The sequence below is a fragment of the Winslowiella toletana genome, from assembly GCF_017875465.1.
Lineage (GTDB): Bacteria > Pseudomonadota > Gammaproteobacteria > Enterobacterales > Enterobacteriaceae > Erwinia > Erwinia toletana.
In genome coordinates this window covers 4,322,936-4,337,153 of record NZ_JAGGMQ010000001.1, presented here as the reverse complement: position 1 = coordinate 4,337,153, position 14,218 = coordinate 4,322,936, and the positions used below count along the sequence as shown (strand labels likewise).

General features: G+C 47.9%; 12 protein-coding genes and 4 pseudogenes. 8 read left to right on the top strand and 8 right to left on the bottom strand.

Annotated elements, in window-relative coordinates:
* The first annotated feature begins 15 nt into the window (after positions 1–15).
* Positions 16–591, top strand: a complete 576-nt coding sequence (locus J2125_RS20300) for a TetR/AcrR family transcriptional regulator (protein WP_017801718.1) — start codon at positions 16–18, stop codon at positions 589–591.
* Positions 592–811: 220 nt separating this feature from the next.
* Here J2125_RS20300 and J2125_RS20295 read toward each other — a convergent pair whose 3' ends face one another.
* On the bottom strand, positions 812–1,411 hold the full coding sequence (locus J2125_RS20295) for a LysE family translocator (RefSeq protein ID WP_017801717.1): 600 nt from the start codon (positions 1,409–1,411) through the stop codon (positions 812–814).
* A gap of 97 nt (positions 1,412–1,508) precedes the next feature.
* On the opposite strand from J2125_RS20295, the gene J2125_RS20290 reads away from it, so the two are divergent.
* Together J2125_RS20290 and J2125_RS25350 are read left to right on the top strand one after the other, a co-directional pair.
* On the top strand, positions 1,509–2,387 hold the full coding sequence (locus J2125_RS20290; RefSeq protein ID WP_198510888.1) for a LysR family transcriptional regulator: 879 nt from the start codon (positions 1,509–1,511) through the stop codon (positions 2,385–2,387).
* A gap of 54 nt (positions 2,388–2,441) precedes the next feature.
* Positions 2,442–2,828, top strand: a pseudogene (locus J2125_RS25350) (site-specific integrase); the annotation flags it as partial.
* Positions 2,829–3,080: 252 nt separating this feature from the next.
* On the opposite strand, the gene vapC reads toward J2125_RS25350, so the two are convergent.
* Positions 3,081–3,479 carry a type II toxin-antitoxin system tRNA(fMet)-specific endonuclease VapC gene (vapC, locus tag J2125_RS20280; protein ID WP_017802932.1) on the bottom strand — a complete coding sequence of 133 codons (399 nt, stop codon included), beginning with the start codon at positions 3,477–3,479 and terminating at the stop codon, positions 3,081–3,083.
* Positions 3,479–3,706: a toxin-antitoxin system antitoxin VapB gene (gene vapB, locus J2125_RS20275; RefSeq protein WP_026111953.1), complete on the bottom strand. Its 228-nt coding sequence runs from the start codon at positions 3,704–3,706 to the stop codon at positions 3,479–3,481. Before vapB (J2125_RS20275) ends, vapC begins: the two co-directional genes overlap by 1 nt.
* 184 nt (positions 3,707–3,890) lie before the next feature.
* Here vapB (J2125_RS20275) and J2125_RS25320 point away from each other — a divergent pair.
* The 4 genes and pseudogenes from J2125_RS25320 to J2125_RS20255 all read left to right on the top strand — a co-directional run.
* Positions 3,891–4,124, top strand: a pseudogene (locus J2125_RS25320) (IS256 family transposase); the annotation flags it as partial.
* Between the two features lie 262 nt (positions 4,125–4,386).
* The gene (gene licT, locus J2125_RS20265) at positions 4,387–5,232 is read left to right on the top strand and encodes a BglG family transcription antiterminator LicT (protein ID WP_017802935.1); all 846 of its coding nucleotides are present in this window, start codon (positions 4,387–4,389) and stop codon (positions 5,230–5,232) included.
* A gap of 105 nt (positions 5,233–5,337) precedes the next feature.
* Positions 5,338–7,281, top strand: coding sequence for a beta-glucoside-specific PTS transporter subunit IIABC (locus J2125_RS20260; RefSeq protein WP_017802936.1), 1,944 nt, complete (start codon positions 5,338–5,340; stop codon positions 7,279–7,281).
* 11 nt (positions 7,282–7,292) lie between these two features.
* Positions 7,293–8,762, top strand: coding sequence for a glycoside hydrolase family 1 protein (locus J2125_RS20255; RefSeq protein WP_017802937.1), 1,470 nt, complete (start codon positions 7,293–7,295; stop codon positions 8,760–8,762).
* Positions 8,763–9,039: 277 nt separating this feature from the next.
* Here the strand turns inward: J2125_RS20255 and J2125_RS20250 are convergent.
* The 4 genes and pseudogenes from J2125_RS20250 to J2125_RS20235 all read right to left on the bottom strand — a co-directional run bounded on the left by J2125_RS20250 (position 9,040) and on the right by J2125_RS20235 (position 11,892).
* A pseudogene (locus J2125_RS20250) lies at positions 9,040–9,454 on the bottom strand (type II toxin-antitoxin system VapC family toxin).
* The gene (gene vapB / locus J2125_RS20245) at positions 9,451–9,681 is read right to left on the bottom strand and encodes a type II toxin-antitoxin system VapB family antitoxin (protein WP_017802938.1); all 231 of its coding nucleotides are present in this window, start codon (positions 9,679–9,681) and stop codon (positions 9,451–9,453) included. The pseudogene J2125_RS20250 and the gene vapB (J2125_RS20245) overlap by 4 nt, the downstream one beginning before the upstream one ends.
* Positions 9,682–10,170: 489 nt before the next feature.
* On the bottom strand, positions 10,171–10,899 hold the full coding sequence (locus J2125_RS20240) for a LuxR C-terminal-related transcriptional regulator (protein WP_017802939.1): 729 nt from the start codon (positions 10,897–10,899) through the stop codon (positions 10,171–10,173).
* A 597-nt stretch (positions 10,900–11,496) separates the two neighbouring features.
* Positions 11,497–11,892: a hypothetical protein gene (locus J2125_RS20235; RefSeq protein WP_017802940.1), complete on the bottom strand. Its 396-nt coding sequence runs from the start codon at positions 11,890–11,892 to the stop codon at positions 11,497–11,499.
* Positions 11,893–12,435: 543 nt separating this feature from the next.
* On the opposite strand from J2125_RS20235, the gene J2125_RS20230 reads away from it, so the two are divergent.
* Positions 12,436–12,690: a hypothetical protein gene (locus J2125_RS20230; protein WP_017802941.1), complete on the top strand. Its 255-nt coding sequence runs from the start codon at positions 12,436–12,438 to the stop codon at positions 12,688–12,690.
* A 360-nt stretch (positions 12,691–13,050) separates the two neighbouring features.
* Here the strand turns inward: J2125_RS20230 and J2125_RS20225 are convergent.
* Positions 13,051–14,205, bottom strand: a pseudogene (locus J2125_RS20225) (IS3 family transposase).
* Positions 14,206–14,218 lie beyond the last annotated feature (13 nt).

Genomic DNA, 14,218 nt, shown 5'->3' with positions numbered 1-14,218 from the left:
TAAGATGTTGTGATTATGCGCCCCGACTCAAACACCAAAAAACCGCTCAGGCCTGATGCCGCCAAACGACGACAGGCAGTTCTTGCTGTCGCACGCCGTATCTACGCCGAGGAGGGCGTGGACGTCCCCATCCAGCGCATTGCCACTGCTGCAGGTGTCGGACGCGCGACTGTCCACAGAAACTTTTTTGATCGCAAGGGTTTGCTGCTGGCACTGCTTGATGAAGAAATTGATGAGTTCGACAGGGATCTGGCGGCTGTTGACTTACGACGGCAGCCGTTTGCCCTGTTTGACGCCTTTGCCAAATTGTCTTTGACCAATGCCGCTCTGTTACCGCAGTGGCAGGCGATGGACGCGCATGAGCGAGAGTTTGCAGAGGTGCGGAAAAAGTTTGTACGTATCGTCGAACGAGTATTGCCGGATGTTGTTGCTTCCGGGCTAGTTCGTACCGACTTGAGTGTGCAGGATGTCGAACTGATTGCAGGTATGTTGGGTGCCGCGCTCAGAGGTGAGAATGCAGCGGCGCGCGCGGCATTGACAGGCCGCGCACTTGATATTATTAAAACGGGCATCGGACTGCCATTAATCTGAATACCTTCATCCTGGATTATTTTTTCCAGCTTCATCTTTTCTGGGCAACTGAACGTTTTTTTCTTCTTTTTATTTCTCGGAATTGAATAAGAAAGACTCTCTGAATGATTTTATTGTCATCAAGGTCGATATAATATTCTAATTTATTAAAACCGCTTTTAATTCCTTTTGGCTTTCCTGATAAAAAACAAAACACATTGTCATTAATTATATTACTAGCCTACTCAATCCACATTGTAACTATTGAAGATGCAAGAAGTAATCCTAACAACGTATTGAAGATGTGCCATTGCCTGTTGGTTTTTAATATTCTGGCAAGTAATAACCCTGCAGCGCACCATAATGATAACGAAATCATCGCTGCAATAGCAAAAGAAGCACCAAGAAGAAAACTGAGATGAGTTGGTACATCTGATAGTGATGCAAAAGAAGCAGATGCGCCGAGGGTCATCGCCCAACCTTTAGGGTTATGCCAGACCAGCCAGATGGCTCCAATAAAGCCTACGGGTTTTGAGATATTTGCATGTAGATTCGGAGGGCCAGCAAGCGCCATCTTGCATGCGAGCCAGATCAGATACAGTGATCCCACAATTTTCATTATTAACTGAAGTACGGGAAAAGAGATGATGATGCTTCCCAAACCAACCGCAGCAACCGCTGCCATGGTTGCAAGACCGATTGCAATACCACACATGAATGGCAATGAGCGCTGAAATCCAAAATGAGCACCTGAAGCTGTTGCAACGGTGGTTGCACCACCCGGAGTAACTGTCGATACAAAAACGAATAAAATCAGCGGTGAAATTTCAATTAATGACATTCTTTCCTCCATATCCTGGAAAGAACTCTATCTTAGCAGTGTACATAATTACATCTTATATATTGCATGCTTAGCATTATGAATCATAATGCTAAGCATGAAACGAAATCTTGATATTACTTTACTGCGAACCTTTGTTGCAGTTGCGGAACATGCCAGCATGACCGTAGCAGGAAATGCTCTTCATCTTACTCAAAGTGCCATTAGCCAGCAGATTGCAAGGCTTGAGGACGTAAGCGGTGAATTGTTCATACGTGAACGTAAGGCGCTTCGTTTAACCCATATTGGAGAACGCTTTCTGATCGGGGCAAAACAAATTGTTGCTTTGAATGATGAACTTTGGGAAAAAATGTCCTGTTCGCCCTTTGAAGGCGAAGTTCGTATGGGCGCACCACTTGATTTAATTGGAGCCTGGTTACCTCCCATTTTAAAGGCTTTTTCTGATGCTCATCCGGATGCAAACGTTAAGCTGGTCTGTTTACCTTCGCCAGACTTAATAAAGGCTGTTGAAGACGGCACCTTAGAGCTGGCGATAGTTGAAGAACCCGTAGGGCAGAATAGCCATGAGTGTCTGAATGTAGAACGTCTTGTATGGGTTGGCGCGAAAGGAGGTACAGCTCACCTCAAATCACCTCTTCCATTATCAATGGTGGCGGAAACTTGTGCTTTTCGTCCTGTTGTTCTGGATGCATTAAGCAGGTCAGGAGTTAACTGGCGTACTAAGTTTGAAAGTGGAAACATCGAAGCTACTTGCGCGATGGTCAGGGCTGACCTGGCTATAACTGTCTGGCTCGAATCGACTGTACCGAACGATTTGGAGATCATATCAGGAATTAGCAATCTGCCGGATCTTCCCTTCTTTGCAATAAATTTGCATCTGGCTAAAGGAGAACCATCCAATGTTACTCACGAACTTATCAGGCACATAAAGCAGGATGTCTGCAGTAGCACCTTTAATCTGGCCACAGGAATATAGCGGTGATTACCACCGAATTCGCTACCGTAATCACGCCGAGCCTGAGACCAGTGTCAGTTTATGGAAGAAGGCATACTGATCAAGCGAAGCAAAACCAGCGTTGCGCAAATAAAGAGCTGGAGTCCTCGGCTTGAAGCCGCAGTCAAATTAGCCAGCGACCTGCCTCTTAGCAAAGGCATGAGCACTATTTACGTGATGCACCAACAATCAGGCTCGAAGTATACAAGGGATGGCTTTAACCGTCGTTGGATGAAAGCGAAGCAAGATGCAGGAACAATTCCTGGATACAGACTTTAACTTCACGTTCCATGACCTGAAAGCATTACTGGAACGATATACGGCAAGCAGACTGCCTCTGGACATAAGAATGTTGTGCAAACCGCCAGATACAATCGAAAAATCGCTGTAGTGCCGGTCGTAGGCGAACAGAAAAGAGCCTGAAGATATTATGAAAGCACCTTAAAAGCACAAAGCCACCCGCTGGGTGGCTCTGCTAAACCAACATAACACATTGATTTAGTTCTGCTTTTATATGGTGCCGGGGCGGGACTTGAACTTCATTATAATTATCTGATTTATATAATTTATTTTTGGACGACTCTCTTAAAAGCCCCCATTTTTGCCCCAAATTTTTTTGTTTTGATTAATGAAATTATCTTTTGCTGAATTGAAAGCTGATATCTGCTGTAACAGTTAAATCCAGTCTTCTATTCTCAAGCCGGAGACTCGCTCAAACTCACGGGTATTATTGGTAACAACTATCAACCCGCAGCTACGGGCATGACCAGCAATCATCTGGTCATAAGGCCCGATTGGACGCCCCTGCCTGGCTTGTTCAGCCCTGATTTGCCCGGTATGTGCAGCAGCCTGAGGGCCGTAAGTTAAGACTTCAAGTCGTGCAGTTAGCCCCTCAATGACCGCAAGATTACGTTCGGGAGCATCACTTTTCTCTGCACCATAAATCAGTTCCATCAGCGTTACCGAACTGATGCATAACTGTTGTTTGTGAAGATTAAATTTCTCACGGACGGATGCAGGTTTGTTTTTGATGGTGAAAATACAGATATTGGTATCCAGCATGTACTTTATCATCAGAACCCCTCACGTTCCTGGGGCTGGGGCTGTTCCCGATCTGACATGAAATCCGCACTGACCGTCTCGCCATCGAACCAGCTGTCCCATGACTCCTCCGCCGGTGAGATTATCCGGGTTCGGCCAACGGCAATAATTTCGACGCGCTTGACGTCATCGGGTAACGCAACAGCTTTCGGCAGACGCACCGCCTGGCTTCTGTTACTCAAAAAAACGGTTGTTTCCACAGAGACCTCCACTGGGATATACACGATGTATATCCAGTATAATTTTTCAGCGGAAATTGTCAAAGAGATAAGATTTTATTCACCAGAAAAAGAGGAGTGCCGCTCTGAGCCTACTCAATATCTGCATGCCGCAGTTTCATTGTCTGGCCACTTTCTCCCCCGATTTTCCACTAATGACAACAAAATTCTGTCGTACACCAACAACAATAAAGCGCTTAAAGCATTGCAGGGTGGACAGGCACTCACCGGTAAAAACGGCATTCTGACACCGCTCATCAAATAACTCAACGAAGCCACACTGGCCACTGAGCCAGGTTCTAATCTGCCTCAGGATGTTCAAGAATGGTTCCACAGCTAAAACAGTTAAACCACCACAGGCTGCTTTGGACTCAACACTCCGCGTGACCGCAACGGTACCCGGTCAGAATGATCAATTGCTGAACCTGAATTTAACTGGAGCTGACTGTTATCGAAAGAATTAAGTCGGTTTGATCACGGTTTTGCATTCTTCTCTGGCAGGAGCTTACGCCAACGTTGACTCACACATGCGAACCGGATATTTTGCCTGTATTGCATAAAGCAGCTTGTTACCGTTCGGCGGGCAAAACGTAAATGCAGCTACTGGGTTAATTCCCTGGCTGTGCTTATGTTTTGCCCGTTTTTGTTTTCTGGAGTTGGCGATGCTTATAAAACAGATTCTGAACAACAACGTCGTCAGCGTTTCCGATGCCAATGGGGGGGAGTACATTCTGACCGGGCGGGGACTGGGTTTTAACGCCTCGGCAGGAGATATCGTTGATGCTGATAAGGTTGAAAAGACCTTCAGGCTGAGCAGCCATACCGTCTCGGACCGCTTCAAAGTGTTGCTGAACGAAGTGCCTGTGGAAATCATTCAGCTCACGGACGACATCATTACTCAGGCACAAAATTCGCTGAGCCATCAACTAAGCGAAACACTGTACGTCTCACTAGCTGACCATCTGCATTTTGCGCTTAAACGCCACCAGGATGGCCAGGAGATCCACAATCCGCTGGAATGGGAAGTCCGGCATTTTTACCGCAAAGAATATCTGATTGGTCGTCAGGCTCTGGCGTTGATTGCTTCACGTACCGGGCAGCTTTTACCCGATGCGGAGGCGTCCAGTATCGCGCTGCATCTCGTCAATGCAGCAATGAATGCGCCAGACGGTCAGGTGATGGAAATCACCCGGTTGATTTTTCAGATACAGAACATCGTTAAATACTGGTTCACAATTTCCATTGATGACCAGAGCCTGAATTATCAGCGTTTTGTGACGCACCTGAAGTTTTTTGCCCAGCGCGTGATGACCGGGGAAATCCTCGATAATGACGATGCTGAACTGTTTGATCAGATGCCGAAGCGGTATGAGAAAACAATGAACTGCGTTCAGGCGATCGGCGATTTTGTGGCGAAAAATTACCGCCATAACATGAGTAATTCAGAGAAGTTATACCTGACGGTGCATATCGGAAACGTTATCAGTCGTCAGAACAATTCCATTTAGGCTTGTTACTGTTAAATCAGGCAAACCCCAGAGGAAGCAAGGTGTCCGGTTAATACCGGCGATTGTTTACGGGCATCTTTTGCCCAGAATCTGGAGAATCAATCAGTGGATTATCAACAAACAGCACGCCGTATTATTGAGCATCTCGGCGGTGCAACCAATATCAGTTCCGTTTTTCACTGCATTACGCGGTTGCGCTTTAGCCTGAAGGACAACAACAGAGCAGACCGAAACGCGCTTGCAGACCTCGACGGCGTGATGGGCGTTAACCTGTCTGGCGATCAGTTCCAGGTAATCATCGGAAATAAGGTGACGCAGGTATACCGGGCGATTCAGGATGAAGTGCCCGCGCTGGCCGCCGCTGAAAAACAGGAAAGTGTGGATACAACACAGAAAAAGCGCCGTAACCCTGTATCGCTGGCGTTTGAAATCATTTCAGGCATTTTTTCTCCGATCATTCCGGCTATTGCCGGTGCAGGTATTCTGAAAGGGATTCTGTCACTGTTTCTCACACTGGGATGGGTGGAAGCGACAAATCAGACCTACCAGATAATGGTCGCCATCAGTGATGCTGTTTTCTATTTTATGCCGATGGTGCTGGCCTTCAGTGCGGGCCTGAAGTTCGGGGCTAACCCGTATCTATCCGTTGCGCTGGCCGCTACGCTTTTCCATCCGACAATATCTGCCCTCTTCCGCGCCGGTGATCCGGTTTCCTTTGCTGGTCTGAGCGTTTCGCCAGTGTCATATGCCAACTCAGTCATTCCTATCGTGCTGTCGGTATGGGTGCTGAGTTACGTTGAGCGCTTCTTTAATCGCATTATTCCTGCGGCTGTCAGAACAATGTTTTCACCCCTGCTCAGCCTGATGGTTGTTGCGCCGCTGATGCTGATTGTTATTGGCCCGGCGGGTATCTCGGTAGGTAATGCGCTGTCTGGCGGGATTATCTGGCTGGTGAATAACATGGGACCGTTTGCCGGAATTATTGTCGGCGGCACACTCTCGCTAATGATCATAACCGGCATGCACTATGTGCTCGTGCCCATCATCATCAACAATATTACCCGCCTGGGTTACGATCCTATTAAGCCCATCATGTTTGCAGCCAACTTTGGTCAGGCCGGAGCTGCATTCGGTGTGTTCCTGCGCTCCCGCAGTAAAAAGACCAAATCACTCGCACTTTCCACGTCATTCAGCGCCCTGATGGGGGTAACTGAACCAGCCATGTACGGCATTAATATCCGCTTCAAGAAGCCATTCGCCGCTGCTCTGATTGGAGGGGCTGCTGGGGGATGCCTGGCTATGACGATGGGTGCCAAGGCTTATGCCTATGCACTGGCAGGGTTGTCCGGATTGCCGTCACTGGCAGGAGAAGGATTCGTCTGGGCACTGGCGAGTATGGCCCTTGCCTTTGCGGTTGCAGCCGGACTCACTGTGGTGCTGGGATTCGAGGAAAAACCTGAGCAGTCAGCACCCGAAGCATCATTGTCTTCTCAGGCAGCTACGACAGCAATGCCACTGAACAATGCTGTCGCCTTTTCAGCTAACGAAACATTACATGCTGGGGTCAGTCCTGTCAGCGCCAGCCCTTCTGAGCGGCTGTTTGCACCATGTTCAGGCCAGCTTACGCCACTTAGCGAATTAAGCGATCCGGTATTCGCTGATGAAGTTTTCGGCAAGGGAATTGCCATCGTCCCGCTGAATGGAGAACTGGTGTCGCCGGTTAACGGTCGTGTGGGTTCAGTCTTTGCTACGAATCATGCAATTACGCTGGAGAGTCATTCGGGGGCGGAGGTGTTAATCCACATCGGCATCGACACGGTCAAATTGAATGGGCGACACTTCACAAGGCTTGTCGAGGACGGTCAGGAAGTCACTATCGGGCAGCCTCTCATCAACTTTAATCTTGATGCACTCATCGCAGAAAACATTGATCCCAGCGTCATTGTCATCGTGACGAATACCGACAACTACGGCGATATCAGCCTGATTTCTAACGGGCATGTGGATACGCGCGACGAATTTTTAAAACTGGCAGCGACGGCTGCATAAGGGGAGAGTAAATGACTTTTACAAAATCGTTTCCGGAGAATTTTTTGTGGGGTGGTGCCACTGCGGCTAACCAGCTTGAAGGGGCTTTTGACGCTGACGGTAAAGGATTATCTGCGTCTGACGTGTTTATCTTTGACAGCCAGGCACCCAAAGAACGTTGGCTCGATCAGTGGGCTGGCATGACGCACGCGCAAGTAGCTGAAGCGCAGGATCCTCACAGTAAAAAATACTATCCTAAACGCCGGGGTAACGATTTCTATCATCATTATGAAGAAGACATCGCAATGTTCGCGGAGATGGGATTTAAATGCTTCCGCATGTCAATTGCATGGACGCGCATCTACCCGCGCGGAGATGAAACCAAACCTAATGAAGCGGGTCTGGCATTTTACGACCGCGTGTTTGATACGTTGCGCCGTCACAACATAGAACCCGTTGTTTCTCTTTCCCATTATGAGATGCCACTGACGCTGGTTACCGAATACGGTGGCTGGACCAACCGCCAGGTAATCGATTTCTATCTGCAGTTTGCCACAACGGTTTTCCAGCGATATCGCAGCAAGGTGAAATACTGGATGACGTTCAACGAAATCAACTGCGTCAAGCACCATCCGTACGTCAGTGTTGGCGTCATAGAAGAGAATCATCCCGACCTTGAACAAGCAAAATATCAGGGAGCGCATCACCAGTTTGTTGCCAGCGCACTGGCAACCAAAGCCTGCCACGAAACCATTCCGGGCTCGCAGGTAGGTTGCATGATCAGCTATCAGATACTTTATCCGCATACCTGCCATCCTGACGACCTCCAGGCCTGTGAAGAAGCGCAGCGAGTATCGTTATTCTTCAGTGATATTCAGGCGCGTGGAGCTTATCCGGCATGGAGCGATCGTATGTTCGCTGCTAAAGGAGTGAAGCTGATAAAAGAGCGAGGTGATGATGAAATCCTGCGCCAGTATCCGGTCGATTTCGTGTCATTCAGCTATTACATGTCTAGCACCATCAGTGCTCATCCTGAGAAGCTGGAAGGCGTTCAGGGTAATCTTATTACTGGTGGTATCCGTAATCCGCATCTGCCGGAAAGCGACTGGGGCTGGCAAATCGATCCTAAAGGGCTTCGTCTTGCGCTAAACCAGCTCTACGATCGCTATCAGAAGCCGCTGTTCGTTGCCGAAAACGGTCTGGGTGCAATGGACATCCCGGATGAGAATGGCATTGTGCAGGATGATTACCGCATCGACTATCTGCGCCTGCACATCAAACAGATGAATGAAGCCATCAGCGATGGGGTCGACCTGTTTGGTTATACCTGGTGGGGACCGATTGATATGATTAGCGCCAGTACGTCGCAGATGTCCAAGCGCTACGGCTTTATTTATGTTGATCAGGATGATGTGGGTAATGGAACGCTTAAACGTTCCCGTAAGAAGAGTTTTAGTTGGTATCAGAAAGTCATTGCTTCTAACGGACGCGACCTCAGTTAATCCAGTCTGTAACAGGGCAGCGATTTGCTGCCCTGTTACAGACCATTGACCTAATTTAAAGCGAGGCCTTTAAAGCTCTGAGTCTCTGAGTATAGTCTGGCGGGTTGTACTGAATTCAGGGGCTACAGCACCTTACCAGCCAGCCCCCCAATTGCTCCCTAAATGACGCGGATTTCAACGCATATTCAGACAGAAATTATTGCCAGATCGGCTGAGCTGGAATACCCCCCAGGGGGGTATTGCCCGGATATTGTCCCGGTCATATCGTGACAGGCTGTCATCGGCTCCAGTCTTCCAGCTTCAGGCCCGGTACGCGCGCAAACTCCCTCACATTATTTGTCACCAGAACGGCGCAGGCGGCAACGGCATGTCCGGCAATGGGCGTGTCGTTCGGGCCACCAGGCGTGCCGGCAGCGGTCAGTGCGGCTTTGATTTCTGTGGTCGCGTCCACCGCGGCCCGATCCCAGGGCAGGACGGCGTCAAGTCGGGCGCGGAACGCGTCACCCAGCTGCGCGTGACGCGGGGAGGCTTTTTTTGATCGCCCCGAAACGCATCCCGGCGCAGGTGATAGCCGACACAACGATGCGGTGGTTAAGCAGCACCGCCTGCTCCAGACGGTTCAGGACAGCTTCCGGCTGCTCACGCATGATGTAGAAGCAGATACAGGTCTCCAGCATGTACGTTTTGTTCACAGGTCAAATCTTCCTTCATCACTGACAACATCCCCGCGCTCTGCCATAAAGTCCGCGTCGGCTCTTTCCAGCTGGCTGAACGAGCGCCAGGTGGGCCGGACTGGGCGCAGGATGATGGTGTCACCTTCGCGGACGATCTCCAGCGCGCTGACACCGCTAAAGTCCAGATCGCGGGGCAGACGGATGGCGCGGTTATTGCCGTATTTGAATACAGATACGGTTCGCATGGTTTTACCTCATGTCGGGGATATCCTTACAGATATGCTAAGTATATGCAGATGCCTGGCATATTTATTTATCGGGCATATGCTGAATTTATGTGTATTTCTTTCTTTTCCGCGTGAAAGTGACCGGAAAGTGATCATCATCCGTTGACGAGGTAAGAGGTATTTCTTTGCAGCACAGTAAAGCGTTTCAAAATGGAGTGCGCTGGCTGATCCAGCGCCATACAATCACAATTGCCAGCTGGCACATAAAGGCATCCAGAGTTCCATGAAGGCCGCACGCAAAGGGCTGTTTAAATCCTGAGCTGGAAGTTTGTACAACCAGCTAATAGCTCGTCTGAGTGGGATCCTTCCCTCATGCGCTACCGGTCAGGCCCGCCGCAGAGAGCTGCCGGGCGGGCGGTGTGGGAAGAATGTGAATATAAAATATGTAAGCGGCCCGGTAAAATACTGAGTTTACCGGGCCTGCCTCCTGGTAATACAGGGGGTTTATCACCCGAAGATGACCCTTTGCGGATCCAGATATCTTCTGGGAAGATAACGGTCAAGGTTTTTGCCCTCACAGTAGTGGGTAAAATCCTCATAATTACTGACACCCATTTTGTCATAGATGCTTTGCAACCTGTTTTCGATTGTCCGGCGTGAGCGGTTCAGCATATTTGCCATTTGTCTGCACGTGATCCCCTGGAGCTTAAGAAATATAATTTCACATTCTTTCTCATTGAAATCGTTATCGGGAATAGTAAGCAATAACGAACCGGGTTTTCTGCCTCTAATGAAATCATTGGGCTTTAAAACCTCCACGTACCTGTTATGATGTATAAGCCCCACTACTTTGTTATCTTCAAATAAAGGTATTTTCTCAACGGTGAAAGGTGATATTGCCGCTTCAGGATGTATTTCCAGCATTTTTAATGACTTTTCCGGATTGTTAATAACCTGTTTGTCCTGCTCCCACCATGCATTGAGTGATTTTTCATTATCAAATATTCTGGCCTGAACTTCAGAATAGAGCTTACCTATCAGACCATCAGGGGTGTTAAACCCGACAAGCCTGGCGAGTGCCAGATTAGCGTAAATATATCGGGACTCGCAATTGACGACCGAGTAAGGTTCAGACATCCGGTCGAAACTGTTCCTCATAATATCCGGTACATTGATTTCAGGAATAATATTTTTACCGCTAATGATTGTGTGTGATTTGTTTTCCGGCGTATCCATAACGTTCCCTCATTTAACGTAGGTTATTTTGCATCATACAGTGGCTAAAATAAGTGCAGGCAGGGCCCCGGAACAGTGTATTTTTTACCCGAATCATAAGGGTGACTTAATAGAGGTATGCCAGGACTGCCTTTTAAAGCAGGAACAGGGTACTGCACTTTGGTATAGGTTAGAATAGCGCAGCGTTATTTTCTGACTGGTAAGAAATTATGCAGTGCTTTTGCTGTCTCACCCCGGGAGCGCAGCAAGTGCCCGGTGACAGATGAGGCATGCATCTTAAAGTAAAGGTAATTCAGGTGACCTGAACAAGTTGAAGAATAAAGGCAAACTCCAGTGGATATGACTGTACGGAAGAATAAAAATCCGCTTAACGAGTGGCCGTCAGCCTTCACAGGAGCCACGTTACAGGGAGGACGGGTTCCGTAACATCATTAATTACAATAATATAAGCGTGACCATCAGGACCGGGGCAATGCCCGATTAAATTTATACGCCCTGCGGGAGACTCAGATATCCACGGACTACTGTAGTCAGTGGATATAATATTGATTTTAATGAGTGTAACAAGTCTGGTGCCGGGTTCTGAGCGTTAATTGATTATACGGAATCCCTGTATAAAACGCTCGCGTAATCCCGGCACGAATCTTTACTGAAATCCGTGCGCCGTAAAAAGAAATCGATAATTCCGTCGTAGTCGATTCCTGGTTTCGAAACTTTAACCTCCGATTTTCTCCAGTCGATTCTCTTTAAAGTTTCAAGGGCTTTCACTTTTTTACCTTCCGCTGCCAGCCTGCATGACTGCGTAAGCTCTTCCGTGATTTGAAGTTCTGCCCGCATATAACCGAGAAATTTTTCATGTTCCGACGTCAGACTGCTGTCTGAAACAACAGTCTCCTGAGAAACAGGATTCTGAACCACGGGCCGGGATGTCTTATCAGATAAAGCACATCCGGAAGTTATTATTATATTGATAAAAAGACAAACTTCTTTCATTGGCGTTTCCGTATGGTAATAGTGGATTAAACGGCCGCTTGTCTGCGGTTGATTACGCCGTTACGGAATACGACATCAGTGTCGCAGGTTGGTTCTTCCGAACTGACAACCTTCATCATCATTATCACCCGCGCCGCGAAATACCATTAAATTTTATAAAAGTATTGCCGGTGTGCAATTTCGCGCCAGCCGTAAAACAGAACGCCCGGTGCAACGGATGTATTGAAACCCGGAAGTAACCATCAAAAATAATTTATGGTTTTTTGAATAAAATATTTTTACCGGCATCTTCCGCAGAGTATTATGATGAAAACCAGCCCGGCTTTAAAAAACGACGATGCTGATTAGTTCATTGATTTTTTTCTTATTGCAATGTTGCAGTACTGGGCATGTTTTTCATTCCGCCCGCTGATGCTCATTTTCAGGTAAAAATTACCTGTATTAATTGGTAATTTTTACCTATGCACCTCAGTAAATCTTGCTATTATTTATCCTGTTTTTTGGGTATCTGTTTTAGGTTGATTTTCTCTGGGTTTAAGAAGCATGCACGGGATTTATATTTTGCTGATGACGGTTCTGATCTGTTTTGCCGGTTTTCTTTCCGGCACACTCAAATCTAATGAAAAGCTGAATCGGGTCTCTGTTATGAGAGATGCCGGCTGCGCCGTGACTCTGGGCTCGGTGCTGTTTGTAGGGGCCCTGTTTGCTGACTTGCGCGTTTCAGAGTTAATCATGGCGGCCGGAATATCGTCCCTGTTCTTCCCTTTTATTATACGATTTACAAAGGTCGCTTCATGATCCCTTCTGTGACGCCGGAATAACCGGCCTGATTTAGATGAATTTTAAGCCATGACGCCAGCAACAGGGGAATAATATAACAACAAACAAAAATGAGTGACTGCATTCCGGCAATCCGGATTTTCCCGTATTTCCGAGAGTCATATTAATATTTTTTCATTTCAGTATTTGCGGAGCCTGATATCCCTGTAACTGGGCTTTTCTGAATCTGATGGCCGCAGCTCTGCGGCTCTTTTTTTAAACCGGGCCGGGAATATTTTACATGTCCGGGCAGTTAAAAATCACGGATCTGATTATAAAAGGGTGCGTGTAATGAAAGGGATTTTTTCCATAGTGCTCATGGTCTTGGTTCTGTAGTGGTCAAGTAAAACTGGCCACGGTTTTATGTGTTATCCAGTATCTTCTCTCTGACTCATCAGGCGTCAGCCCGCCATTGTACTGATGAGGCCTGAATACGTTGTAGTAACCCGTTATATATCGACTGACTTCGCGTTGTGCTGTCATTGGATCGCTGTATCCACCTTCCGGTATTTGAAAGTATATTAGAATGAGTATCCCAGCAGTTTCCTTTCCGGCTGACGCTTTGCTTTATCTGCCTTTTCCACAGCAGCTGCCGGAACTTCAGGCTTGTATATTGGCTTCCCTGATCCGAATGGAACATCACTCCGGCTGGCTTATTCCGGCTTTCCCAGGCCATTTCCAGTGCTTTGATGACCAGGCCCGTATCCGCAACCGCTGACATTACCCAGCCAACAGGTTTACGGGCAAACAGATCCATCACAACTGCCAGATAGCGCCAGTTCTGACTTGTCCAGATATAAGTGATGTCGCCGCACCAGACCTGATCAGGCTCCGTTACGGTAAACTGACGGGCCAGCGTATTTGGCAGGTTTATATGTTCCTGAGCGACTTTCCTGTATGCGTGTTTCCCCGGCTGACAACTGCTCAGCCCCAGTATTTTCATTATCCTGCTGGCCCGATAACGGCTTAATGGCAGCCCCCCGAGGGTGATGATGCCCGCGAGTGTTCTGGCTCCGGCAGAACCGTTGCTGAGGCGGTGAACACGACGAACTTCGCTATAAAGTCTGACCCGCTCCGGGTTGATGATATGCCGTTTTTTTGCCCAGTATTTGTAACTACTGCGGTGTATTTCGAACACGTCACAGAGGCGGCTAACGGTATGACTTTTCCTGAGTTTTTCAACTAGCGAGAACTGTTCAGGGAGTCTGACATCAAGAGAGCGGTAGCCTTTTTTAATATAGTATTATGTTCCTCCAGGAGACGGACTTGTTTTTCCAGCTCACGAATACGCTGCTGCTCAGCGGTGAGCGGTGAGGCTTTTGGTGTGAGGCCTTCACGCTCCTGCCGAAGTTGTTTTGCCCATGATTCGAGAGCAGATGAGCTGACAATCATTGCTTCACTTGCTGCACGGTATGTATAGCCCTGATCGACGATGAGCTGAGCGCATTCAAGTTTAAATTCCGCAGAGAAAGTCCGCTTTATTTTCGTTGTCATTCTGTCACCTGTT